Raw genomic sequence first — 24,225 nt, 5'->3', positions numbered from 1 at the left:
CGGTTGCGGGCGGAATCTGTCCGCATCTGGTTTGGGCGCTGTCTAATCGGTTTTTCCCGGCAGGAAAAGGCCTGATGCGCCGGGCGCAGATGGGGAGGGGTCTCAAGAAGCGCAAGAAGGGCCGCCGGCTGACCCGGCGGCCCTTCCATTTGACGTAACGTCAGCTCAGCTCTCGCGGAGCTTGACGATGTCGTTGAGCAGTCCGCCCGTTCCGTTGTGGACAGTCAGCCGCTCGACCTTGCCGGCGATGGTTTCCAGAGCCTCAAGCTCCTTCAACCGCAGCATCACCGGGTTCTCGGCCATCACCCTGGCTGTGTTGAGGAGCGAACGCGTGGCGTTCGTCTCTTCGCGGCGGCGGATGACGTTGGCCTCGGCCTGCTTTTCGGCCGAAACCACCTGGTTGAGGATTTCGCGCATCTCGCCCGGCAGGATCACATCCTTGACCGAGATATCGCTGACCTCGACGCCGATCGCGGCCATGTCGGCACGGACCTTGGCCGCCGCCTCCTCGTCGACCGTCACCTTCTTTTCGAGGATCTGGTCGAGCGTCAGCGCGCCAAGCGTCTTGCGGAAGGCGTACTGCAGGGCGCGGTAGAGGGCTTCGGAGAAGTCCTTCACCATGCCGCCTTGACCGGGTCGACGACCTGGTATTCGGCGGCGATGTTGACCCGGATCGTTACCCGATCCTTGGTCAGCACTTCCTGCCCGGCGACATCGAGCGACTGGCGCTTGAGGTCGACGACCTTCACCTGCACCATGCGTCCGACATTCCAGAACGCATGCACGCCCGCCGACAACGTGCGCACCAGCACACCGTCGACGAACAGCAGTCCGGCCTGGCCATCGACAACCGGATGGACGGACATCAATTCCGTCTTCCTGCTTTGGCCGAGCCGGCGGGTCAGCGCCGGATCGATGGCAAGATCGACTGCAGTGTCGACCAGCGTCACCTTCCACGGGCCGGCATCCGTCCACAGCACAAGCTTGCGGTCCGGCGCCAGCGCAGCATGCAGATTGCCGTCGCGCTCGATGACGGCGACCTCCGTGCGTCCGGTGCGAACCACGGTCAAATGACGCGCGGCCACATCCGGGAGCTTGTCGAACAACGCCTTCTCGTATGCCGAAACGAATTCCGGGTTCTTCAGATCGTGCCGGGACACTTCGAGGTTGCCGCGCCGGTTGACGAGCGAATGCTCGCCCGGCAGCAGGACAGCCTTGATCTCCCCCTTGTAGAGGGTGAGGGCACGTTCGTTTTCCCTTACGAGGACGCGCTCGCGTCCAAGAACCTTGTCGAGAATAGTCGTCATTGTCTTACTCCTGTCGGGCATGGCCCCATGCGAGGCGTCACGTCATGCGTCGATCTTCCCTTCGTTTCTCGTTTCACTTCGTCGTTCCCGGCACGAATGATCCGGGGACCGGTGGCATCAAATCGCGGCGGGCCTTCGGGAGCGGATCGCGGGGCAGCGAAGCGAGCGCCGGGGGCCGAAGCCTCCCTTGCCGGCGACACTGCGCCTTGATCATCACCGCGGGCCTGGCCGCGAGCCGATGGCGTCAGACCGTTCGAACCGGCCTTGGCCCGAAGGCTTCGGCGGCTCGTCGGGTCTTCAGCATTCCGGTCCCCGGACCGTTTTTTCAGATAACACCGTGAAAGGGTGGTGGCCTGTCAGCCATTGGAGAAGGATTCGAACCTTCGACCGTCAGATTATGAGTCTGATGCTCTACCCAAACTGAGCTATCCGTGGTGCAGACAGCAGGATTCGAACCTGCGACCTCCGGACCCAAATCCGGCGCTCTCCCCCTGAGCTACATCCGCGATCCCAATCCCCAAAGCGGCGCCGTATACAGGGCGGCAAAGCCGCCTGCACGGGCGGAGACGAAAGCTCCAACCGTTGTGCTCGCTTCGGTTTTCGTGACCGGGAGCGCGCCTATAGACCCTGCGACGGGTTGTCGCAAGCGGCATTGTGGCGGCGAATTTGCGGCTTCTTTCGGCAGTGGTATTTCGGCAACAGTGCGCGGGGCTGTTGGGCTTGTCAGAAAGTGACGCGGCCAAGCACGCGCAGGCCATCGCCTTGCGGCTCGACCACCACCGCTTCGCCTTCGCGCGGCGAGACGCCGGTCAGCGCGACGATGTTTTCGAGATGGGTGACCATGACCAGATTGTCGGAGCCGGAATAGGCACGGATCTCCTTCATGACCGCGTCGAGCTGCGCGGCCTTCTCGGTCGGATCGCTCTTCAGGAGATCGAGCGGCGCAAAAAGCTCCGGCTCGGCTTCGAAGGCGATACGGGCGGTGTCGAGGCAGCGGCAGTAGCGGCTGGACAGCACCCGCTCGATGGGCGCGGCACGAGCGCCGAACAAGGCGCCGATCTTGCTCGCCTGTTGCTTGCCGCGGGCCGAGAGGTTGACCTGGGTGGCGCAGTTTTCGATGTCGAAATTGGCCGGGTCGGTGGTACCGGTAACCAGCGCATGGCGAAGCAGCACGACATGACCGCCGTCACGCAAAAGCGCCCAGCCGGCATCTGTCGCATGGGCCGCGGCCGGGAGAACAAGCAGAAATAGCGCCAGCACAAATCGAATCATCTGATACCTTCCGGGAGCCCGATGTCGGCCCCGGTTATTCGCATATAGGGATCGGAAAGCCGGCACAAAGACAAGCGAAAGGCGGACGCTCCGTCCGCAACTTCACTTTTTCGCCATCTGCTTCTTCGCCAGATCGATCTTCTGGTCGGTGAGCGGGATGGGGATCGTGTAGCCGGCTTCAGTAAAGCCCTGCTTGGCGTTCTCGAAGAATTCGATCGCCTTGAGATATTCCGGCTTGCCCGCCCCATAGCTGGCGCGGTTCCAGTGGACGTCACCAAGATTGTTCTGCTCGAAGGCCCACTGCAGCGGCTGACTTTCGCGCGTAAACACCTTCAACGTCGCAGTGAACGCTGCTTCGGCGTCGTTGAGATATTTGTCGGTCCGCTGGAGATTGCCGAGATTGAGCAGGCTCATACCGATGCCATTTTGAGCATTGGCCCAGTCGACCGGTGCTGCCTCGATAGTGAGTATTTCGAGCGCTGCCCGCCGCGCCGCAATCGAATCCTGCAGGGTCTTGGGATCGGCATTGCTCATGCTCAACCAGTGCAGCGTCGAGCCCAGGCCGGCCTGGGCCAGTGCCCATTGCCGCGGGTTGGTCTCGCGCTTGTACTCGCGCAACGCATTGCCGTAGGCGTCGACCGCATCGCTATAGTGTTCGGGCTTGTCGGTCACGCCGCCCAGTAGCTGCAGCGTGTTGCCGAGATTGTAGTAACTCATGGCCCAGTCCTGCGGGAACTTCCGCCTGACATAGACCTGCCGTGCCGCCTGGAAGGCTGCCGCCGACTGTTCCAGCTTGGCCGCATCACGCGTGCGCTGGCCGAGCGTCTGGTAGATCGAGCCGAGATTGTTCTGCGCCGAGGCCCAGTCCATCGGGAAGCGCTGGCGGGTGAACACAGTCAGCGCGTCATCATAGGCGGAAGCTGCTTCTTCAAGCGTAGCCGTGCCCATGTCGAAGCGGGCAACACCGCTCAGCGCATTTCCGAGATTGAGGCGACTGGTGGCCCAGGACACCGGAAAGGTTTCCCGGGTTCGCACTTCCAGCGCGGCGCGGAAAGCGTCGGCCGCCTCATTGATCTTTGCCTTGTCGTTGAGCTGGATGCCAAGTGTGACCAGCGTGTTGCCGAGATTGTTCTCGACCATCGCCCATTCCACCGGCGTTTTGGCGCGTGTGTACTCCTCGAGCGCCAACCGGTAAGCGGCTTCGGCCTGCTTCAGATGCTCGCCGACGGGTTCGCGTTCGGAGAGTGCATAGAGGGCGAGGCCAAGATTGTTCTGCGAAGATGCCCAGTCCAAGGGCAGCTTGTCGCGCGGGCGCTTCTCCAGCGTGGCGCGCATTGCTGCCACCGCATCGTTCAGGCGCTTGGGGTCGCTTTCGCGTTCCCCTATCTTCAGCAGCACATTGGCCAGGTTGTTCTGCGCAGCGGCCCAGTTGCGATCATCTTTCTCGCGCTCGAAGACCACAAGCGAATCGCGAAAGATCTGCGCCGCTTCTTCCAGATGTGCGGTCTCGGTTTCGCGTTCGCCGATGGTTTGCAGCACGACTGCCATGTTGTTGCGAGTGATTGCCCAATCGCGATTCTGTTCACCGTTGGGGATGAAGTTCAGGATGACATGATAGGCCTCGATGGATTGTTGCAGGGCATTGAGGTCGCCCGTGGCGTAGCCATAAGCGTTCAGCGCCTCGGCCTCCTGGTTCTTGTAGTTCCAGCGCAGCTTGTCATCCCATTTCTCGACCAGCGAGAAAGCTTTGGCATAGTCGTTGGCGGCGGATTTGTAGTCGAAGACCAGTGCGGCGGCGTCGGCGCGTTTGGCATAGATGGCGGCGTCGGCGATGCGCTTTTGCCTGACCAGATCCTCGGCTTCGTCAACCGCATCGCTGTTTTGCTCAACCCGGCCGACAGCGTCATCGAGGAATTTGCGCGCCGTCACCATGGCGCCCTGGTTGATGGCTTTGTCGGCGGACGCGACCAGGCGGCTGATCTCGGGATCGTCGGTGCGCAGCGCCGCGCGTTCGGCCATCATCTTCTTCAGGCGCTCGGCCTGGCTATCCAGCACCTTCTGCAGGTCGTTCGGATCTTCCGGGATCTTTTCCGTGCCGAGCGCCCTGAGCACGCCGTAGAGCGCGTCGAGCGGCACGCCGTCCTTGAGCGAGGCCAGTTCCACCTGCGCCCGCTTGGGGTCGGGCAGGTCGGAGATGGTTAACAGCAATTGCCGCCGCTCACCAGTGATCAGCCCATCATCGCCGGTCGGCTCCGGCGGCGCGACGCCGAAATAGAGCAGACGGCGCAGGCTCTCGCTGACCCAGGGGCGCTGCTTTGCCTTGGTGTCGAGATAGACCTCTTCGGTCACCATGCGCATGACCGAGCCGAATTCCGTACCCTTCATCGCCGTGAGGTGACGCAGCAGCGCGGCCGCATAGGGGCTGTTTTGGCCTACGGTGCCATCGAGCGCCGGGCGGCCCGGCTCCGCGGCAAAGCCGACCACCGTGCCGAGGCTGGCATCCTCCGCCGTTGCATTGCCGAGCGCCTTCGCGCCACGCACCGGTTCCAGCCCGCCGGCGCTGATTGGCTCGGCGGAAGCCGTCGGCGCCAGGCGTACGACCGCATCGGCCGGAAACGGATTGGTGCGGCAGGCGTCGAGCAGCACGATCGTCACCGGCACGGTCTTCTTCAACTCGTCCATGACGGCCGAAATCGGCACCAGCGCCTCACCGGCATTTTTCAGCGAGGAGACGTCGGCATCGACCGGCACCAGATAGTTCTCGCCGCCGGCCTCGATGCCATGGCCGGAATAGTAGATGAAGGCGACGTCGGCGCCTTCGGCATCCTCGGTAAACCGCTCCAGGTCGCGCTTCAGCTTGGCGGCATCACGATCGGTGACGTTGCGGGCGTCGAAACCGAGGTCGGTCAGCATCTTGGCTATGTCGCGGGCATCGTTGGTCGGATTGGCCAGGGCCGCGATATGGTCGTATTTCGACTGGCCGATGATCAGCGCCACGCCCTTGAGGCTTTTGTTCTCGGCAGCCTGAGCCACAGACACGGCAAGGCAGAACAGCACGGCGACGAAAGCCGCCAGCCGCCGGACAAGATTGCCTTTCGAGGTGCCGACAAAGGCCATTTGTCGTGTCGTCCGCCCAATAATCCAAACCCTCTATAAGCCTGCCAGCCGACGATGATCAAATTCGGGCACGATTGCGCCGCGAGCATGGCTCGCTTATCCCTCGGGAAATGTCGCCGCTCACCGAAACCGTCCTCTTCGTCTTCAGCCTTGTCGCGCTCGGCTACATCGCCGGGTGGACCGGCTATCTCCGGCCGGCGAGCGGCGAGGGCATCTCCGAATTCGCCATCAACGTGGCGATGCCGCTGCTGCTGTTCCAGACGATGGTGCGGTCCGACTTCCATGGTGTCGCGCCATGGCCGCTATGGGGCGCTTACTTCGCGGCCGTCGCCATCACCTGGGCCGCCGGCCATCTGGTCACCACCCGTGTCTTCGGCAGGGATTCCCGCGCCGGTGTCGTTGGCGGTGTGTCGTCGGCGTTTTCCAATGTCGTACTGCTCGGCGTGCCCTTTATCCTCGGCATATTCGGTGCGGATGGCTTCGAGGTGCTGTCTCTGCTGGTCTCCGTGCATCTGCCGACCATGCTGATGGCCTCGATCGTGCTGTTCGAAGTGTTCGGCCGCGGCAGCGGCGAACCCGTGCATCCTCTGCGCGTTGTGCGTAGCTTCCTCAGGCGGCTGTTCATGAATCCGTTGATCATCGGGATTCTGGCGGGGCTCGCATGGCGCATCACCGGTGCACCGCTGCCTGATGTCGCCATGCGCCTGGTCGATGCGCTGGCCGCTACGGCAGGGCCGGTGGCGCTGTTCGCCATGGGGCTCAGCCTGCGCCGCTTCGGCATTTCGGGCAATGTCAGGCCGGCGTTGGTGCTTTCGGCGCTGAAACTGTTCCTGATGCCGGCGCTGGTGCTTGTCTTCGTCTGGTTGCTCGGCCTCCCGCCCTTGACGGCCAAGGTGGCGGTGATGGTGGCCGCGATGCCATCCGGCGTCAATTCCTACCTGATCGCCGTGCAGTTCAACACCGGCCAGGCGCTGGCGTCGAACCAGATGACCATCGCCACCGCCTGTGCCGTTCTCACGACGACCTTCTGGCTGACGGTGGTGGTTCACGTCTTCGGTTAGGCCACACGGCAATTTGCCTGTTGCGGCTCTCGTCTTGCTCTGGCCCAACCCCTATATGCCATCTTGCGATTGCTTGCGGGGCTTGCCCTAGGTTAAGAGCAGTGGCTTCAGCGTGCCGGCTCCGCAGCCTTTGCGCACGCTCATCGAAGAGATCCAGAAACCGGCCCGTCAGTGCGCCGAACGGAGGCTAGACCATGCTTCAGAAAACCAGCCATTTCATGCGCCAGGCCAATCTCATCAACGGCGAATGGGTGCAGGCCGACAGCGGCCAGACGGTCGACGTCAACAACCCGGCCACCGGCCTCAAGATCGGCACCGTGCCGAAGTCGGGCAAGGCGGAAACCCGCCGCGCCATCGAAGCCGCCGCCGAAGCCTTCAAGAGCTGGCGCAAGACCACCGCGCTCGAACGCTCGAAGCTCTTGCGCAAGCTGCATGACGCGATGATGGACAATCAGGACGTGCTGGCCGAACTGCTCACCATCGAGCAGGGCAAGTCGCTGGCCGAATCCAAGGGCGAGATCGGCTCGGCCGCCGCCTACATCATGTGGTTCGCCGAGGAAGGCCGCCGCACCTATGGCGACGTCGTGCCGTCGCCGTGGGGCGACCGCCGCATCCTGGTGACCAAGGAGCCGGTCGGCGTCATCGCCGCCATCACGCCGTGGAATTTCCCGTCCTCGATGCTTGCCCGCAAGCTCGGCCCCGCACTTGCCGCCGGCTGCACCGCCGTCGTTAAGCCGGCCTCGCAGACGCCTTACTCGGGTCTCGCCTGGGGCGCGCTTGCCGAGGAAGTCGGCTTCCCCAAGGGCGTCGTCAACATTCTGACCGGCTCGGCTGCCGAAATCGGCGACGAGATCTGCGCCAACCCGCTGATATCGAAGATCACCTTCACCGGTTCGACCGAGGTCGGCAAGATTCTGATCCAGAAGTCGTCGGTGACCGTCAAGAAAGTGTCGATGGAACTCGGCGGCAACGCGCCGTTCCTGGTCTTCGACGATGCCGATCTCGACCGTGCCGTTGCCGGTGCGATCACCGCGAAGTACCGCAATTCCGGCCAGACCTGCGTTTGCACCAACCGCTTCCTCGTGCAGGCCGGCATCTACGACAAGTTTGTCGAGAAGCTGGTCGCAGCCAGCAATGGCCTGAAGGTTGGCTCGGGCCTCGAAGAGGGTGTGCAGCAGGGACCGCTGATCGATGTGAAGGCGGTCGAGAAGGTCGAGGAATTCATCGCCGACGCCACGTCCAAGGGCGGCAAGGTTGTTGCCGGCGGCAAGCGCCACGCGCTTGGCGGCTCGTTCTTCCAGCCGACTGTCATCGCCAATGCGAAGCCTGACATGCGCTTCATGAAGGAAGAGATCTTTGGCCCGATCGCCCCGGTGTTCAAGTTCGAGACCGAGGAAGAAGCCATCGCGCTCGCCAACGACACAGAGTTCGGCCTTGCCGCCTATTTCTACACCGGCGATCTCGGCCGCGCCTTCCGGGTCATGGAAGGTCTGAAATACGGCATGGTCGGCGTCAATGAAGGCCTGATCACCACGCCGGAAGCGCCGTTCGGCGGTGTCAAGGAATCGGGCCTCGGCAAGGAAGGCGGACATCAGGGCATCGAGGATTATCTCGACACCAAATATGTCTGCATTGGCGGCCTCGGCCTCTAACAGCGTAGAAAGGCGGGGCAGGCTATGCGCCTGCCCTTGCCAGACGACATTCAGCCGGCCTAAGTCGACAGATCGACGCATTAGCATTTGGGCATAGCGATGAAGGACGGCGAGGTCTTCGGCACGACGCAGGCGGGCGAACCGGTGCGGCGTTTCACCATCCGGGGCGGCGGCATCAGCGCCAACATCATCGGGCTCGGCGCCATCATCCAGGATCTGCGGCTTGCCGGTCACGACGCCCCGCTGGTGCTGGGCTATGACCGCTTCGAGCCTTATGAGACCGACCGGGCCTTCTTCGGCGCGGTCGTCGGCCGTTATGCCAACCGCATCCGCGACGGCCGCTTTACCATAGCCGGCCAGCGCTACCAGACCGAACGCAATTTCCTGGGCAAGCACACGCTGCATGGCGGTTCGCGGGGCTTTTTCCATCGGCCATGGACGGTTTCGCTGCACGGCAGGGATTTTGTCACGCTGACCCTGCACGATCCCGACGGCACGATGGGCTTCCCCGGCGCGCTCGACGTCACCTGCACCTACCGGCTGAAGATCCCCGGCACGCTCAGCATGGAGCTGACCGCCACCTGCGAGGAGCCGACGCTGTGCAATCTGGCGCAGCATTCGTACTTCAATCTCGACGATGGCGGCAGCAGTGACATTCTCGACCACCGGCTGATGCTGAATGCCGGCGCCTACACGCCGGTTGATGGCGAGATGATCCCGACCGGCGTGGTCAAGCCTGTCGACGATACCCCGTTTGACTTCCGCCAGGCGCGGCCGCTGCGCATGGAAACGGAAGGCGAGCAGCTCCCCTACGACGTCAATTTCTGCCTTGCGTCCAGCCGTGGTCCGCTTCACCAGGTGGCGTGGGCGCAAGGCGCCAATTCAGGCGTCGAGATGGAGGTCTGGACCACCGAGCCCGGCCTGCAGCTTTACACCGGCCAATATGTCACGCCGACCTCGGGCGGCCTGGGCGGGCGGCGCTACAAGGCGTTTTCCGGCTTTTGCCTCGAAGCACAGGCCTGGCCCGACGCGCCGAACCGGCCCTATTTCCCGCAGGCCACGCTGTGGCCGGGACAAATCTATCATCAGGTCACGGAGTATCGTTTCCGCTTACCCTGAGATTTCCTCAGCTGTTGAAAGCGGTTTTCAGCGTTTCGAACGGCGCCAGCGCACCGCGCACCTGCACGATAGCGGCGGCGACGCGATGCGCACGCTGCACGGCCTCTGCCGGCGCATGGCCGGCAAGCCGGGCGGCGAGATAGCCGCCATTGAAGGAATCGCCGGCGCCGGTGGTGTCGACGGGGGTGGCGACATGCTGGGCCGGGACCGGCTGCAGGGTTCCGCCAGTAGCGATCAATGCCGGCTCCTCGCCATTCTTGACGACGACTTCGTCGACCAGTTTTCCAAACCGCGCTGCGGTCACTTGCGGCGCGGTGTCGCCAAACAGCATCTGCTCGTCGGGGAAGGTCGGCAGCGCGATATCGGTGACGGCAAGCGCATCGAGGATCGCAGCTTGCGCCTCTTCGCGACTCTGCCAGAGGCGCGGCCGGTAGTTGGGGTCGAAGGCGACCAGCGAACCGGCAGCGCGCGCCGTGGCCACCGCTGCCAGCAACGTCTTGCGCGCGGCGGCGTCGAGAATTGCCAAAGTGATTCCGGAAAAATACACAAGCGCCTGGTTTTCAAGGCTTTTTGCCAGGGCGACTGGGTCCGAGGCAAGCCGCCTGGCCGCCGCGTCGCCGCGCCAATAGGTGAAGGCGCGTTCGGCGCCGGTCAAGGTGATGGCGTAAAGGCCGGGCCGGGCACCCGGGATGACCGGGCTGGCGCCGATGCCGATGCCGTTTTCTGCGAAAAAGGAAATCTGACCCTGCGAGAACGGATCGTCGCCGAAGGCAGAGACGTAAGTGGCGGGCCTCTCGCCGCTCAGCGCATGCAGTGCCCATAGCGTGTTGAACGTGTCGCCGGCAAAGCCCATGCGCCAGTTGGGCCCGGTCTGGCCGGACAGTTCGAGCATGCATTCACCGATCGAAGCGATGCCGTCTGCTGCCATAATTCTCCCTCGGGGTTTGGTTTCGGTCCTGTAGCTTTTTGCAGCCGGCAGCGCCATGCTTGGCTGCGGCGGTTTTTTGCGCCAGGAGCGTTTTCCCACAGAAGCGGCGGGACGCGAATTGCTCCCTGAGACGTTATGTTTGGAAGAGGAACCGGTTTGGCATCACTATGGCGTTATCTTCTTGCGGGCCTTGGTCTGGCAGCCCTGCTGGCTGGCATACTGGCGATCGTCTATCTGACCGCGCCGCAATCGGCGCCGGGCCTGGATATTTCGCGCTCGAAGAAAACCGCGAACGGTTTGTTAGTCGCCAGTTTCCAGCCGGAGCGGGGCGTTATCAAACAAGGCGAGCTGCAATCCTGGCTGCTCACCTTGAAGACGGTCAAAGGCGATCCCGTGGAAGGTGCGGCGATCTCGGTCTCCGGCGGCATGCCGCAGCACAATCACGGCCTGCCGACCAGTCCGCAGGCGACCGATTATCTGGGCGAGGGGCGCTACCGCATCGAGGGGTTGAAATTCACCATGAGCGGCGTGTGGCAGTTGCGCTTCGCCATTTCAGCCGCGGCCGGTTCCGACACGGTCGTCTTCAACGTGGTGCTGTGACCCGATGAGCCGCCTGTCGCGTCTTCTAGCACTGGTGGCGGTTTTGCTGGTTGCCGGCTGTGGCAAGCCGGATTTTTCCGATGCCGAGAAGAAGACCATCGCTTCGCTGGCGCTGAACGCCTTGCCGGTGCTGAAGCCCGACACCACCAACCGCTTCGCTGACGTGCCGGCCGCAGCGGCTTTGGGCTCCACTCTGTTCTTCGACCAGGGCATGAGCCATGACGGCAACGTGTCGTGCTCGACCTGTCACAAGATCGACCGGCAATTCCAGGACGACCTGCCGCAGGCCGTCGGCGTCGGCCGCACCAATAGGCGCTCGATGCCGCTGGCCGGGGTGGCGCGCAATCCGTGGTTCTTCTGGGACGGACGGCGCGACAGCCTGTGGGCGCAGGCGCTGACGCCGCTGGAAAACCCGCTCGAGCAGGCGGGAAACCGCGCCGCCTTCGCGCATTACATCCAGAAGCGGTTCGGCGAGCGCTACGAGCGGATCTTTGGGCCGTTGCCTGACCTTTCCACCGTGCCGGCCAATGCCAGTCCGCTCGGCAATGAGGCCGAGCAGGCGGCGTGGAAGGCAATGACCGCAGCCCAGATGAATGACGTCAACCGCGTCTTTTCCAATATCGGCAAGGCGATCGCCGCCTTCGAACGGTCGATCGAACCGGCGCAGACGCGCTTCGACCGTTTCGCCATCGACCTGGCGTCCGGCGCCAAGCCGAAAGCCGACGATGCCTTTTCGCCGGAGGAAATGCTCGGGCTGAAATTGTTCATCGGCAAGGCCAATTGCGTGACCTGCCATAACGGGCCGCGCTTCACCGACAACAGTTTCCACAACACCGGCGTGCCACCGGTGAAGGACTTGCCGCTGGATCGCGGCCGCTTCGATGCAGTGGCGCAGGTTGAAGCTGATCCGTTCAACTGCTTCGGCGCGTTCCGCGATGGTGACGCCGGCGCCTGCGGCGAACTGCGCTTCATGGTCAAGGACGCGCCCGAACTGATGCGCGCCTACAAGACGCCGTCGCTGCGGGGCGCGGCGACGCGGCCGCCCTATATGCATGCCGGTCAGTTCTCCTCGCTGGAGGAGGTGGCGACGCATTATTCGGCGGCACCCGCTGCTATCGAGGGCACCTCCGAGGTACACCCGCTGCAGCTGTCGGACCGTGAACGCGCTGCGCTGGTGGCATTCTTGAAGACGCTGTCGGAGTGAGTCAGCGGTCCTTCACCGTCTCCATTGCCACGAAGGTCGAGGTCTGGGCGACGTGCGGGAGCGCCGAGATGCGCTCGCCGAGCACGCGGCGGTAGCCGGCGATGTCGGTGGTGCGGACCTTCAGCAGATAGTCGAAGCTCGACGCCATCATGTGGCACTGCTCGATTTCGGGCACGGCCTGCACCGCGCGGTTGAAAGCGTCGAGGGCGGCAGAGCGCGTATCCGACAATTTGACCTGGACGAAGGCGACATGGCCTTCGCCCATGCGCTCGCGGTCGATGATCGCCTGGTAGCCTCTGATGTAGCCGTCCTTTTCCAAGCGCTTTACCCGCGCCTGCACCGGCGTCTTCGATAGGCCGACCTTGCCGGCCAGTTCCGACATGGACAGCCGCCCGTCGCGCGCCAGAGACGACAGGATGTTTTTATCGATGCGGTCCAATTGGTCTTCTGTCACTGATATTGCAGTCCAATTGATGAGGATGTGAACACAATGATAGTTCATTCGGCCTGCAATGTCGATTTCTTTGGACCGGTTGAAAATGCGGCTCTGTGCTAGCTTGCGCCATTCGGTCCGGCGACCGCCGGCCCGTTCCCTGATGCTCGCTCCGCAGGACCGCCATGCCGCTCGACACCATCCGCCAGCAGATCCGCGCCAACTACCTGCCCGACGAAGACGCGGCGGTGAAGAGGCTTGCCGAAGCAACCGGGCTTTCCACCGAAGACCGCGATGCGATCTCGGCTCGTGCCGCCGATCTGGTGCGGGCGGTGCGCGGCTCGTCCGACCCCAGGCTGATGGAGGTTTTTCTCTCGGCCTATGGCCTCTCCACCAAGGAAGGCGTGGCGCTGATGTGCCTGGCCGAGGCGCTGCTGCGCGTGCCCGACACCGAGACCATGGACGACCTCATCGCCGACAAGATCGCGCCGCATGACTGGTCGGCGCATTCGGGCGGTTCGAGTTCGATCTTCGTCAATGCCTCGACCTGGGCGCTGATGCTGACCGGACGCGTGCTCGACGAGGGCGAAGGCGGCATCGAAGGCACGCTGCGCTCGATGGTGCGAAGGCTGGGCGAGCCGGTCATCCGCAAGGCGGTCGCCGCCGCCATGCGCGAAATGGGCGAGCAGTTCGTGCTCGGCCGCACCATTGCCGAGGCGATCAAGCGCGGCAAGGCGATGATCCAGAAAGGCTATCTCTACTCCTTCGACATGCTGGGCGAGGCGGCCCGCACCGAGGCCGATGCGCTGCGCTATCTCAAGGCCTATGCCGACGCCATTTCCTCGCTCGATTCCGGTTCCAACGGTCCCGATATCCGGCAGAACCACGGCATCTCGGTCAAGCTGTCGGCGCTGCATCCGCGCTATGAAGAGGCGCAGAAGGAAAAGATGCTGCCCGTCATGGCCGAGCGGCTGCTGTCGCTGGCGCTGGCCGCACGCCATTCGCGCATGGGCCTCAACATCGACGCCGAGGAAGCCGACCGGCTGGATCTGTCGCTGGATGTCATCGAGCGCGTGCTAGCCGAGCCGGAGCTTGCCGGCTGGAACGGCTTTGGCGTCGTCGTCCAGGCCTATGGGCCACGCGCAGCCTTCACCATCGACTGGCTCTATGCGCTGGCGAAAAAGTACGACCGCAACATCATGGTGCGGCTGGTCAAGGGCGCTTATTGGGACACCGAGATCAAGCGGGCCCAGACGCTCGGGCTTTCCGGCTACCCTGTCTTCACCCGCAAGGCCAATACCGACGTTTCCTATATGGCCTGCGCCAAGAAACTGCTTGGTATGACCGACCGCATCTATCCGCAATTCGCCACCCACAATGCGCATACCGTCGCCGCCATCCTGTCGATGGCCGACAATCGCGACGCCTTCGAGTTCCAGCGCCTGCACGGCATGGGCGAGGCGCTGCATGAGACGGTGCGCCAGGCCGAAGGCACGCGCTGCCGCATCTATGCGCCGGTCGGCGCGCATTCCGATCTCCTGGCCTATCTGGTACGCCGGCTGCTGGAGAATGGCGCCAACTCATCCTTCGTCCACCAACTGACGGACGAGGACGTCGAGCCGGAGGATATTGCGCGTGATCCGCTCGAGACGGTCGAGAGCCAGGGCCCCGCCGCCAATCCGGCGATCGCTCGTCCCGCAACGATCTTCGGCGCTGGGCGGCGCAATTCGATGGGGTTCGACATCACCGATCCGGTGACGCTGGCGGCGATCGACAAGGCCAAGGCGGACTTCGCCGGGCCTGAGCGCTGGCATGCCAAGCCGATCACGCGTGCGGCCGGCTACGGCAAGCAGCGCCGGGTGGTCAATCCGGCGAAGCCCGACGAACTCGTCGGCACGGTCAGCGAAGCCGCCGCCAAGCAGGTCGCGACGGCCGTGCGCTTTGCGGTGGAGGCGCAGCCTGCCTGGGCGAAGCGCCCAGTCGCTGAACGCGCCGCGATCCTCAACCGCGCCGCCGATCTCTATGAGGCCAATGCCGTCGAGTTCTTCGCGCTCGCCACCCGCGAGGCCGGCAAGTCGCTGGCCGACGGCGTCGCCGAAGTGCGCGAAGCCGTCGACTTCCTGCGCTACTACGCTGCCGAAGCGGCGAACAATGAAGCGGGCACCGAGGCGCGCGGCGCCATCGTCTGCATCTCGCCATGGAACTTCCCGCTCGCCATCTTCACCGGCCAGATCGCGGCAGCGCTCGTCACCGGCAATTCGGTCATCGCCAAGCCAGCCGAACAGACGCCGCTGATCGCCTTCCGCGCCGTCGAACTGCTGCGCGAGGCCGGCGTGCCGGAGGATGTCATCCAGCTTCTGCCCGGCGACGGCCCGTCGGTCGGCGGACCGCTGACCGCGGATCCGCGCATTGCCGGCGTCTGCTTCACCGGCTCGACCGAGGTCGCCAAGCTGATCGAAAAGCAGTTGGCCGAGACGGCAGCGCCTGATGCCATGCTGATCGCCGAGACCGGCGGCCTCAACGCCATGATCGTCGATTCCACGGCACTCCCCGAACAGGCGGTGCGCGACATCCTTGCGTCTGCCTTCCAGAGTGCGGGCCAGCGCTGCTCGGCGCTGCGCGTGCTCTATGTGCAAAAGGACGTCGAGAAGAAGATGCTGGAGATGCTGAAGGGCGCCATGGAGGCGCTCACCATCGGCGATCCTTGGGCTATTTCGACCGATGTCGGTCCGGTCATCGACGACGAGGCGCAGGCTTCGATCCGCGACTATTGCACCACGATGGGCCTGCAGGGCCGGCTGATCGCCAAGCTCGAAGCACCGAAAGATGGCCGCTTCGTCGCGCCGCATGTGTTCCGGATCAAAGGCATCGAGGAGATGGAGCGCGAGGTGTTCGGCCCGGTGCTGCATGTCGCCAGCTTCGACGCCGACGGGATCGACGCCGTTATCGCCGCCATCAACCGCAAGGGCTATGGCCTGACCTTCGGCCTGCACACCCGCATCGAGGGCCGCGTCCAGCATTTCGTCGACGGCATCCATGCCGGCAACATCTATGTCAACCGCAACCAGATCGGCGCCGTCGTCGGTTCGCAGCCCTTTGGCGGCGAGGGGCTTTCAGGCACCGGGCCGAAGGCCGGCGGTCCGCATTATCTCCGGCGGTTCCGCAAGGCGCCGGAGGCCGGCACCGAGATTGCGGAGGGCCACAAGGTGACGGCGACCGAACTCGCCGACAATCTGCCCGAGCCGACGCTTGGCGGCTGGTCGACGCGGCCGGACCGCATCGCCATTTTGAGAAAACATCTGCGCGGCAAGGGCGCAGCGGCGATCGGCGCTGCCGCTGCTATCGATTTCGGCCAGGTCGACCTGCCCGGGCCGACCGGCGAGGCCAACACGCTGTCGCTGTCGCCGCGCGGCCGGGTGCTGTGCCTCGGGCCGGACGCCGACACGCTGCTTGCCCAGGCGATCCAGGCGCTTGCCGCCGGCAACGCGGTGCTGGCCGTGGCGCCCGGCGCGCCGGCAGCCCTCTCCGCGTTGACCGGCAAGGGGCTGCCGTTGGCAGCCATAGATGGCCGGCCCGACCCGGTCGAGGCGCGTTCGCTGCGCGTCGATGTTGTCGCCTTCTCGGGCAAGCCGGAAGCAGCCCGCATCGTGCGCAAGGTCATCGCCAACCGGAGCGGCCCGATCGTGCCGCTGGTCAGCGAAGTGCTCAACCCGGCGGCCTATGCGCATGAACGCGCCGTCTGCGTCGACACCACGGCGGCCGGCGGCAATGCCAGCCTGCTCGCCGCGGCGTAGGGAACTTTTCGCGGCTCGCTTGCCTGTGTCTGGTTGCAAGGATATGCGCTGATAGAGAACAGTAACCCGAGCGGGCGTAGCCGAGCCGATGGAAGACACGTCCCTACCGTTCGAGCTGCCGCGCGTGGCCGTGGTCATCACCTGCTATAATTACCGGTCTTATGTCGAGCGTGCCATACGCTCTGTGCTGGATCAGACCTACCGGAATTGGGACTGCGTCATCGTCGACGATGCCTCGACCGACGGCTCGGCCGAGCATGTCCGGCAGCTTCTCCAGATCATAGACGATCCGCGCCTGCGCCAACTGGTGCGCCAGGACAATGGCGGGCAGATCGCGGGCTTCCGCGATGGCTTTGCCGCGACCGATGCGCCTTTCATCGCATTTCTCGATGCCGATGATGTCTGGCTGCCGGACTTTCTCCTCGCGCATCTGTCGACCCATCTCAACACGACGCATTCGGCCGCGCTGTCCAGCTCCGACGTTTTTCTGGTCGATGGCAACGACACCTTGCTCGCCGGTACTTTCCTTGCGTTGCGCAAACCGCGTTCCGGGCCGGAACGCAATGGCGTCGCCATTGGCCCCGGCGGCCAGCTTTCCGGCATGGCGCCAGGGATCCCCTATGCATCGCAGCATCCCGTAACCTATTTTGCTCCGAACGTGTCGGGCTGGCTGTGGTCGCCGTGCTCGGCCATCCTGTACCGGCGTGGTGCGCTGGAGCCGGTATTGTCGTTCCCTTTCAAGGCGAAAGTGGGGACCGACTACCTGACGGCAACATGTGCACATATGGCCGGTGGCAGCCTCATCTTGTCCGAATGCCTCGGTCTCTATCGCCTGCACGGGTCCAACCTATCTACCAGCACTGCCTTTGCCGGTGGTCCTGTGCTGCAAACGCCTGGCTTCAGAACCTACAGGAGCGTCCTGGCTGCGGATGTCGTCGACTATGTGCTGGCGAATTCAACCTGGCTCAGCGATGTCAACGGGCGCAATTTCATACCCGCATTCCTGAAGCAGCATGTGCGCCAATTCAGGGAGATCGCCCGCGATCCGCGCCTTGTGCGTTATCTGACCCGCGGACAGCCTTTGCAACGGCTGCGCCTGCACATTGCCGGATGGTTGCGGCGGCTGGGCGGCCGCGGCTCGATGCGATAAATGACAAGAGCGCCTGAGGTTCTCACGCTCGAGTCGCGTCAGGCGCCCTCGACGACCGAAAAGCCTTCGAACTGCGGATGGCCGAGATAGTGCACCTTCGAGGTGCCGGCGTTGCGGTGGGCGGCGCGGAAATTCTCGGATTTGGTCCAGGCGACGAAATCCTCGTGACTTGCCCACACCGTGTGCGAGGCAAACAGCGTGTAGCCCTCGGTCTCGTTGACCGGGCCGCGCAGCAAGTGGAATTCCCTGAAGCCTTTCATCTCCGAGAGGCTGGAATCGCGGTTCTTCCAGACATCCTCGAAGGCGGTCTCCGAGCCATTCTGGACCTTGAAGCGGTTCATGGCGATGTACATTGGCTTCCTTTCGACACCGATGAGTTGTGTTTGATGTGCCGCTACGGCTGCGGCGGTGGAGGTTTCTTAAAATGGACCGATCCGCGCCCTGAACACCCAACTCGACCTGCCGGTCTCCGTTGGAATGGGCGGGAACGGAGCTTGCTGGCGCACCAGCTTCAGAGCGAATTCGTCAAGCTCGGCAGACCCTGAACTTTCGGCAAGCTGTACGTCGCCGATGCTGCCATCGGCCATGACGACGAAAACGACCCTGGCATTGTTTTGAGCCTTTGCCTGCACCGCTTTGGAAACGCGGCGGTTGGCCTTGGCAAGTTTCTTTTGAATTTCACCGCTGTAGCGGGATTCCATCGCATTGCCGGCCGCAGCCTGCTTTTTGCCCTTGCTGGCAACCACCGATGCGTCGCGTTCCTCGCCGTCCGCCGCGCCGCGCGAATCGTTGGTGTTGCTTGTTCCTCCGACTCCAGCTGATGCGCTTGGCCTTGCAGTCGGGACTGGTGGCTGGGCAACAGGGGTTTCTGCGGGAGGTGCGTCTGCAGGCGACGCCTCGGTGCTTTGCGTCGGAGCCGCGGGCGCTGTCGGCGGCTCGCTGCTTTTGGTGACACTCTGGTCGTCCTGGCGAGGGGTGGCGGCGGTCAACATGTGGGGACTGTCGATTGCTTGTTTGACGGCTTCCGGTGGCGACTTAGGCGCCTCGGGGTGCTCCACCGGTTGTGGCGCCTCGGCCGGTGGCGCAGCTGGAACGGCCTTGGGTTCGGACGGTCGCGGGTCCGACACCAAAGTGACATCCACCGCGCCAGGCGCCTGGCCGTCCAAATCGCTGCCGACGACATCAGCGCCCGATTGATCGGTTCCCTCGGATTGTATCGCGTTGCTGGAATCGAATGTTCCCGCAGGCGCGATCAAAAACGCCGCCGCAACAGCAGCGTGGAGCAGGCCGGACGCGATGATCGCCACCGCCCACTTGCGGTCCGCGGCCGACGGCTGCGACTGCGCAAGCGGCTCGGCCGGCGCAATCGCCAGTTCGTTGCTGGCGTCGGGGAGGGGGCTGATTTCCTGCATGATTTGCGGCGAGACCTGCCGCGAGCGGGGTGGGATTGTCAAATCAAGATCGGTTGCGGGCCACGGCAATGGACCCGGGAGCCGCCAGGCCGCGCAGTCTTGCATGACGGCGGGATGCAGGCCCACCTCAGACGCCGAAAGCGATACCTGTCTTGGTCTGCGTTTTCAGCCCGCGCATGCAGGCGCCCGGCTCGACACCGGTGCCGGCGCATTCGGTGGCGCTGTTGATCAGCACGCGGCTGAGTTTGGTGCAGTTGGTGCCGGCGAGGTCGAAGCGGGTCACCTTGGTCTTGCCGGCGGGTAGATCCTTGAAGTCGAGCACGCTCAGACGGTCGACGATGCCGGCCTCGTTGAACAGCGCGATCTCGAAGGCCGCCTTGGACAGATCGGCGCCGAGCGCATTGTTGATGACGAAAGTCAGGCGGCAACCCTTGTCGGAGGGCTGCGCGGCATTGAGCTCGAGGCTGAGTTGCGGCGCCGGCGCGGACTGCGCCCACGCCGGCACCAAGCCGAGCGACATCGCCAGCGTCGAGGTCAAAAGACGAAGCGATGTCGTCAACCTTATCATGGGTATCAGCCTCCAAAGCGCATGGTTGCGGCCAGCTTCAGCGTGATGCCGGGCTCGTAGATGACGGCGGTGGTGCCGCCGTTCAGCGGGTTGGTGTATTTGACATCGAACAAATTGTCGGCGCGGAAGTCCACCTTCAAATTGTCGGTTGCCTGGTAAGTGGCGAAGGCGTTGACCAGCGTATAGTCCTTGGCAACGGGATTGCCCTTCGGCTTGCCGTTGTACTGCACCTCGCCGCCAACGGTCAGCTTGTCCTGAAGGAAGCGGAAGCCGAGCTGCCCGGTGACCTGCGAGGACGGGATGGTGGCAAGGTCGGCCCGCTCACCTTCATAGGAGATGGTGTGGCCGTTGATGATAGAGGCCGAGAGCCCGGCATAGCCCCAGCCGGCATCGTAGACGCTTTCCAGTTCGAAGCCGTTGATCTTGGCCTGGGCGAAGTTCTGGTACTGGAAGCAGATCGGAATGCCGGGGCCAAACGGGCAGCCGCTGGTCGGGTCGAATGGCGACAGTGTCACGCCCTCGATATAGTCGTCGACATCGTTGTGGAAATAGGCCGCCTTGAGCCGGAACGCGTCGCCGGATTCCAGGATGTTGTTCAGCTTGTAGTTGACGCCGAATTCGGTGGTCTTGCCGGTTTCAGGCCGCAGGTTCGGGTTGGGCAGGAACGGGAAGGTGACGCCGGCCGGATGATTGCCGCTGATCAGCGTCTCCGTCAGCGACGGCGAGCGGTAGCCTTCGGCGTAGGTGCCATAGAATTGCAGGCCGGCCAAGCTGGCGCTTTCGAAGGGCGAGAGGCCAACGGTGATGCGCGGCGACAGCCTGTCGCCTGAGGTTTCGTTGTCCGAGTCCTTCAGGCTGTAATTGTCGTAACGCAGACCGGTGATGACTTCGAGCCAGTCCCAGCTCAGCCTGTCCTGGATATAGGCGCCCGAAACGTTGCGCTTGCCCGACGGCGTGTAGAAGCTGTCGCCGCCGGACGTGCCGCCGGTCTCGACATCGTCGCCGACCCAGTCGCCGCCATAAGTCAGCTCGTGCGAGATGCCGGCGGTCTCGAAGCGCGACGTGTTCCAGATGTCGATGCCGGTGGTGCCGACATCGAAGGTCGACGTCGAGCCTGCCGGAAGCACGACGGGAAGACCGGTGACCGGATCGAACCGGTTTTGCGGAACAAGCGTGGTCAGGTCGAGATTGGTCTTGTTGTAGGAGGCGTTGATGTGGAGATCGAGCCAGCTCTTGGCGTCGTCGGTGATATTGTAGCGGGCGGTGAAGGTGTTCGACTTCAGGTCGACGTCGTTGGCCGGCACGCCGCCGCTGGTTTCCGTCCAGCCATCGCTCGAACCGACCCAGCCGAGCTTCAATTCGCTGTTTTCACTCGGGCGGATGGTGGTCTTGAGCTGGCCGCTCAGCACGTCGAAGCCGGTGCCGGCGACGGTGTCGCCGCTGCCATTCTTGTAGTCGTCGTAGTCGCGGTAGACGATGTTGCCCAGCACATCCCAGTTGTCGTTGAATTTGTAAGCGCCGCTGGCGCTGGTGGTCCAGCCCTTGCCGTTGCTTTCATAGCGCCCGGTGACCGATGCGCCCCAGGTTTCGCCCGGCTTGAGGAAATCCTCGGCATCCTTGGTGTCGAAGAAGACGACGCCGCCAATGGCGCCGGAGCCATAGGTGTTGGCGACCGGTCCGCGGATGACATCGACGGATTTGATAAGCTCGGGATCGACATAGAAGGTCGACTGCGTGCCGTGATCGGAGCGCTGGAAATTCTGCCTGGCGCCGTCGACGATCACCGCGACGCGGCCGAAATCCTGCAGGCCGCGGATGTTGATGCTGGAGCTGACGCGCCGTGCGTCGGCCTGCACGGTAACGCCCGGCACGCCGAGCAGCATTTCGTTGGGTGTCGTCGCCATACGGCGTTCGAGCTGTTCCTGGTCGACGTGGCTGGCCGAGGCCAGCGATTCGATCGCCGTTTCGCCGGTGCGGCTGATGACGAGGATCTTGTCGAGCAGCGTTACGCCGGCCGGCGCGGGCTTGGTGTCCTCGGTTTTCTTGCTCGGATCAGTCTGCTGCTGGCCGGTAGCTTGTTGCGCGCTGGCCGGCGGCGTCAACAATGCGATCGCTGCTGCCCCCGCAAGCAAGGCTGCAATTGCCTTTGCCATAGGCCGATGCGCCGGATCGGCGTTTGCCAGATCCGGTCGTCCACGATTTGCCAACCCCATTGCCCCAACTCCAGGTTCGATGCTGGCTGGCGGCGGCGCTCGCTAGCATTTTTCATTTCGTCCGGCGTCTTAAATGTTGACTCGTTTAGTCCGGTAATGCACTGACTAATAAACATGATTATTCTAGTCAAGAAATGAATCGGCTTTTTTGCAACGCCTAGCCAGACGCCCGGCACAGGAAAGGGATAGACAGAAATGAACACCCACAATCCCAATGACTTCCGTTACCGCGTCCGCCGTTCCGAGGAGACGCCGACCCGCTTCGACCGGGTGCCGCTGGCGGTGCGGACCTTGTCGTCCAACACGCTGTTCCAGGGCGAGCACGAGATCGGCATCGAGCACCATGGCGCGCTCTACCGGCTCAAGATCACCCGTCAGGGCAAGCTGATCCTCAACAAGTGACGACCCAGATAGGGCAGACAGGTAAGCAGGACATGGACCAGCGCGTAAAACCCGCTCCGCATGAAATCCGACGGGCGCGGGCAGATAATCCGAAAGCGCGCGAGCGCGATCTTGCCGCCGAGCTTGGCATTTCGGAGGCCGAACTGGTCGCCGCCCATTGCGGCGAGGGGGTCGTGCGCGTCGAGCCGCGCGTCAACGATCTACTGACCGGCCTCGACGCCGTCGGCGAAGTGATGGCGCTGACCCGCAACGAAAGCGCGGTGCACGAGAAGATCGGCGTCTACGACAAGGTCGTGCCGGGCACGCACAATGCCATGGTGCTCGGCGAAAACATCGACCTGCGCATCTTTCCGAAAGTCTGGGCGCATGGTTTTGCCGTGGAGAAGCGCGACGGCGGCGACATCCGCCGAAGCCTGCAATTCTTCGACGCGGCGGGCGATGCCGTGCACAAGGTACATCTGCGGCCGGCGTCCAATCTATATGCCTACCAGAAGCTTGTGGGGGCACTCGAATCATCGAACCAGGAGCCGACCGTGTCTATCGCAGGCCTTGCCGACGATGACGCCGAGACGCCCGGTGCTGCCGCCAACATCGACGATCTGCGCGACCGCTGGAGCCGGTTGACCGACGTGCATCAGTTCTTCGGCATGCTGAAGGCGCTGAAACTCAGCCGTCGCCAGGCCGTGCGCATGGTCGGCCAGGACTATGCCTGGCTGCTCGACAATGACGCCGTCAGCGCCATGTTCCACCATGCTGCAGCCGGCGGCATGCCGATCATGTGCTTCGTGGGCAACCGCGGCTGCATCCAGATCCATTCCGGCCCGGTCAAGTCGATCAAGCCGATGGGTCCGTGGATCAACGTGCTGGACGAGACTTTCCACCTGCATTTGCGCACCGATCACATCCAGGAGGTCTGGGCGGTGCGCAAGCCGACCAAGGACGGTCATGTCACCTCGCTCGAAGCCTATGGCGCCGACGGCAAGATGATCATCCAGTTCTTCGGCAAGCGCCATGAAGGCGAGGGCGAGCGCGATGATTGGCGGTTCCTCGCCGAAAACCTGCCGCGTATTCCAAGCCCGACCGCTGCCTGAGGATCACGACGATGATTTCACTGTTCAGGCGCCCGACGCTTGCGATGGCGATGGGCCTATCACTGCTTCTTGCGGCACCCGCTCCGGCCACCGAAAACCTCGCCATGTTTGCCGATACGTCGCGGATCGCGGCGATCGGTGGCTCGATCACCGAGATCGTCTACGCGCTCGGCGAAGAGGGCCATCTCGTCGCCCGCGATTCGACCAGCCGCTACCCCGCCGCCGCGATGGCGCTGCCCGACGTCGGCTATATGCGCCAGTTGTCGGCGGAAGGTGTTTTGTCGGTCAATCCGTCCGGCATTCTGGCGCTGCATGGCAGCGGCCCGAGGGAAGCGATGGACGTGCTGAAAAAGTCGAGCGTTCCATTCATCGACGTGCCCGAACACTACAGCCATGACGGCATTCTGGAAAAGATCCGCATCGTCGGCAAGGCGCTTGGCGTCGACACCAAGGCCGAGACGCTTGCTGCCGAGACCGACGCCAAGCTGAAGGCGGCCGAAAAACAGACGGCGTCAATCAAGAAGCGCAAGCGCATCCTGTTTGTGCTGTCTATCCAGGGCGGCAAGATCCTCGCCGCCGGCAGCGACACTGCCGGCGACGGCATCATCAAGCTTGCCGGCGCGGTCAATGCGGTCGAAGGTTTTTCCGGGTACAAGGCGATGTCCGACGAGGCCATCGTCACCGCCAGGCCCGACGTGATCCTGGCGATGAAGAATGCCGGACCGCCGATTGCGGAGGCTGAGCTGTTCGCCATCCCGTCGATCACCTCGACGCCGGCCGGTGAAGGCCGCAAACTGATCCTGATGGACGGCGGTTATCTCCTCGGTTTCGGGCCACGCACGGCCAACGCCATCCACGATCTCGCCGTCTCGCTCTATGGCAGTCAGGTCACGGACTGAGCG

At 63.6% G+C, this 24,225-nt stretch carries 20 protein-coding genes and 2 tRNA genes; 10 read left to right on the top strand and 12 right to left on the bottom strand.

Annotation, left to right across the window (positions count from 1 at the left end):
- Positions 1–165: 165 nt before the first annotated feature.
- From AC1D1N_RS07265 to AC1D1N_RS07240, 6 genes are all read right to left on the bottom strand, one after another.
- A complete protein-coding gene (locus tag AC1D1N_RS07265; RefSeq protein ID WP_477347532.1) occupies positions 166–621 on the bottom strand; it encodes a slipin family protein in 456 nt (151 codons plus the stop codon).
- Complete coding sequence (locus AC1D1N_RS07260; RefSeq protein WP_477347530.1) at positions 615–1,307, bottom strand: SPFH domain-containing protein; 693 nt, start codon at positions 1,305–1,307, stop codon at positions 615–617. The genes AC1D1N_RS07265 and AC1D1N_RS07260 overlap by 7 nt, the downstream gene beginning before the upstream one ends.
- 364 nt (positions 1,308–1,671) lie before the next feature.
- Positions 1,672–1,738, bottom strand: a tRNA-Met gene (locus AC1D1N_RS07255).
- A gap of 1 nt (position 1,739) precedes the next feature.
- Positions 1,740–1,813: transfer RNA gene (locus AC1D1N_RS07250), tRNA-OTHER, on the bottom strand.
- 217 nt (positions 1,814–2,030) lie between these two features.
- A complete protein-coding gene (locus AC1D1N_RS07245) occupies positions 2,031–2,579 on the bottom strand; it encodes a histidine phosphatase family protein (RefSeq protein ID WP_477347528.1) in 549 nt (182 codons plus the stop codon).
- Positions 2,580–2,681: 102 nt separating this feature from the next.
- Complete coding sequence (locus tag AC1D1N_RS07240) at positions 2,682–5,696, bottom strand: caspase family protein (protein WP_477347526.1); 3,015 nt, start codon at positions 5,694–5,696, stop codon at positions 2,682–2,684.
- Positions 5,697–5,806: 110 nt separating this feature from the next.
- Between AC1D1N_RS07240 and AC1D1N_RS07235 the strand changes: the two genes are divergently transcribed.
- The 3 genes from AC1D1N_RS07235 (at position 5,807) to AC1D1N_RS07225 (ending at position 9,528) form a co-directional block, all read left to right on the top strand.
- Positions 5,807–6,757: an AEC family transporter gene (locus AC1D1N_RS07235; RefSeq protein ID WP_112565340.1), complete on the top strand. Its 951-nt coding sequence runs from the start codon at positions 5,807–5,809 to the stop codon at positions 6,755–6,757.
- 194 nt (positions 6,758–6,951) lie between these two features.
- Positions 6,952–8,409 carry an NAD-dependent succinate-semialdehyde dehydrogenase gene (locus AC1D1N_RS07230; RefSeq protein ID WP_112565342.1) on the top strand — a complete coding sequence of 486 codons (1,458 nt, stop codon included), beginning with the start codon at positions 6,952–6,954 and terminating at the stop codon, positions 8,407–8,409.
- Positions 8,410–8,502: 93 nt separating this feature from the next.
- Positions 8,503–9,528 (top strand): aldose epimerase family protein, encoded by a 1,026-nt coding sequence (locus AC1D1N_RS07225; protein WP_192257688.1) that lies wholly within the window; start codon positions 8,503–8,505, stop codon positions 9,526–9,528.
- Between the two features lie 7 nt (positions 9,529–9,535).
- Here AC1D1N_RS07225 and AC1D1N_RS07220 read toward each other — a convergent pair whose 3' ends face one another.
- A complete protein-coding gene (locus AC1D1N_RS07220; RefSeq protein WP_477347524.1) occupies positions 9,536–10,456 on the bottom strand; it encodes a sugar kinase in 921 nt (306 codons plus the stop codon).
- A 156-nt stretch (positions 10,457–10,612) separates the two neighbouring features.
- Here AC1D1N_RS07220 and AC1D1N_RS07215 point away from each other — a divergent pair, with 156 nt between their 5' ends.
- Together AC1D1N_RS07215 and AC1D1N_RS07210 are read left to right on the top strand one after the other, a co-directional pair.
- On the top strand, positions 10,613–11,056 hold the full coding sequence (locus AC1D1N_RS07215; protein WP_477347522.1) for a FixH family protein: 444 nt from the start codon (positions 10,613–10,615) through the stop codon (positions 11,054–11,056).
- Between the two features lie 4 nt (positions 11,057–11,060).
- Entirely contained in the window at positions 11,061–12,260 is a 1,200-nt protein-coding gene (locus tag AC1D1N_RS07210; RefSeq protein ID WP_477347520.1) for a cytochrome-c peroxidase, read from the top strand.
- 1 nt (position 12,261) lies between these two features.
- On the opposite strand, the gene AC1D1N_RS07205 is transcribed toward AC1D1N_RS07210, so the two are convergent.
- Complete coding sequence (locus AC1D1N_RS07205) at positions 12,262–12,714, bottom strand: Lrp/AsnC family transcriptional regulator (protein ID WP_436260413.1); 453 nt, start codon at positions 12,712–12,714, stop codon at positions 12,262–12,264.
- Positions 12,715–12,878: 164 nt separating this feature from the next.
- On the opposite strand from AC1D1N_RS07205, the gene putA reads away from it, so the two are divergent.
- Both putA and AC1D1N_RS07195 read left to right on the top strand, forming a co-directional pair.
- Complete coding sequence (gene putA, locus AC1D1N_RS07200; RefSeq protein WP_477347518.1) at positions 12,879–16,487, top strand: bifunctional proline dehydrogenase/L-glutamate gamma-semialdehyde dehydrogenase PutA; 3,609 nt, start codon at positions 12,879–12,881, stop codon at positions 16,485–16,487.
- A gap of 88 nt (positions 16,488–16,575) precedes the next feature.
- Entirely contained in the window at positions 16,576–17,637 is a 1,062-nt protein-coding gene (locus tag AC1D1N_RS07195) for a glycosyltransferase (RefSeq protein WP_477347516.1), read from the top strand.
- Positions 17,638–17,675: 38 nt separating this feature from the next.
- Here AC1D1N_RS07195 and hmuQ read toward each other — a convergent pair whose 3' ends face one another.
- The 4 genes from hmuQ to AC1D1N_RS07175 form a co-directional block, all read right to left on the bottom strand.
- Positions 17,676–17,990 carry a heme-degrading protein HmuQ gene (hmuQ, locus tag AC1D1N_RS07190; RefSeq protein WP_112565354.1) on the bottom strand — a complete coding sequence of 105 codons (315 nt, stop codon included), beginning with the start codon at positions 17,988–17,990 and terminating at the stop codon, positions 17,676–17,678.
- A 66-nt stretch (positions 17,991–18,056) separates the two neighbouring features.
- The gene (locus tag AC1D1N_RS07185) at positions 18,057–19,049 is read right to left on the bottom strand and encodes an energy transducer TonB family protein (RefSeq protein ID WP_477347514.1); all 993 of its coding nucleotides are present in this window, start codon (positions 19,047–19,049) and stop codon (positions 18,057–18,059) included.
- A 127-nt stretch (positions 19,050–19,176) separates the two neighbouring features.
- Positions 19,177–19,617 (bottom strand): hypothetical protein, encoded by a 441-nt coding sequence (locus AC1D1N_RS07180; RefSeq protein ID WP_436260409.1) that lies wholly within the window; start codon positions 19,615–19,617, stop codon positions 19,177–19,179.
- A 5-nt stretch (positions 19,618–19,622) separates the two neighbouring features.
- Positions 19,623–21,770, bottom strand: a complete 2,148-nt coding sequence (locus tag AC1D1N_RS07175) for a TonB-dependent hemoglobin/transferrin/lactoferrin family receptor (protein ID WP_477347512.1) — start codon at positions 21,768–21,770, stop codon at positions 19,623–19,625.
- Between the two features lie 255 nt (positions 21,771–22,025).
- On the opposite strand from AC1D1N_RS07175, the gene hemP reads away from it, so the two are divergent.
- From hemP to AC1D1N_RS07160, 3 genes are read left to right on the top strand one after another with little or no spacing between them, the layout of a single operon-like run.
- Positions 22,026–22,232: a hemin uptake protein HemP gene (gene hemP / locus AC1D1N_RS07170; RefSeq protein WP_023673860.1), complete on the top strand. Its 207-nt coding sequence runs from the start codon at positions 22,026–22,028 to the stop codon at positions 22,230–22,232.
- 32 nt (positions 22,233–22,264) lie between these two features.
- The gene (locus AC1D1N_RS07165) at positions 22,265–23,323 is read left to right on the top strand and encodes a hemin-degrading factor (protein WP_477347510.1); all 1,059 of its coding nucleotides are present in this window, start codon (positions 22,265–22,267) and stop codon (positions 23,321–23,323) included.
- 11 nt (positions 23,324–23,334) lie between these two features.
- Positions 23,335–24,222, top strand: coding sequence for a heme/hemin ABC transporter substrate-binding protein (locus AC1D1N_RS07160; RefSeq protein ID WP_477347508.1), 888 nt, complete (start codon positions 23,335–23,337; stop codon positions 24,220–24,222).
- The last annotated feature ends 3 nt before the right edge of the window (positions 24,223–24,225 follow it).

Source organism: Mesorhizobium sp. P2_B5 (assembly GCF_056404775.1).
This window is presented reverse-complemented; position numbering and strand designations above follow the sequence as displayed.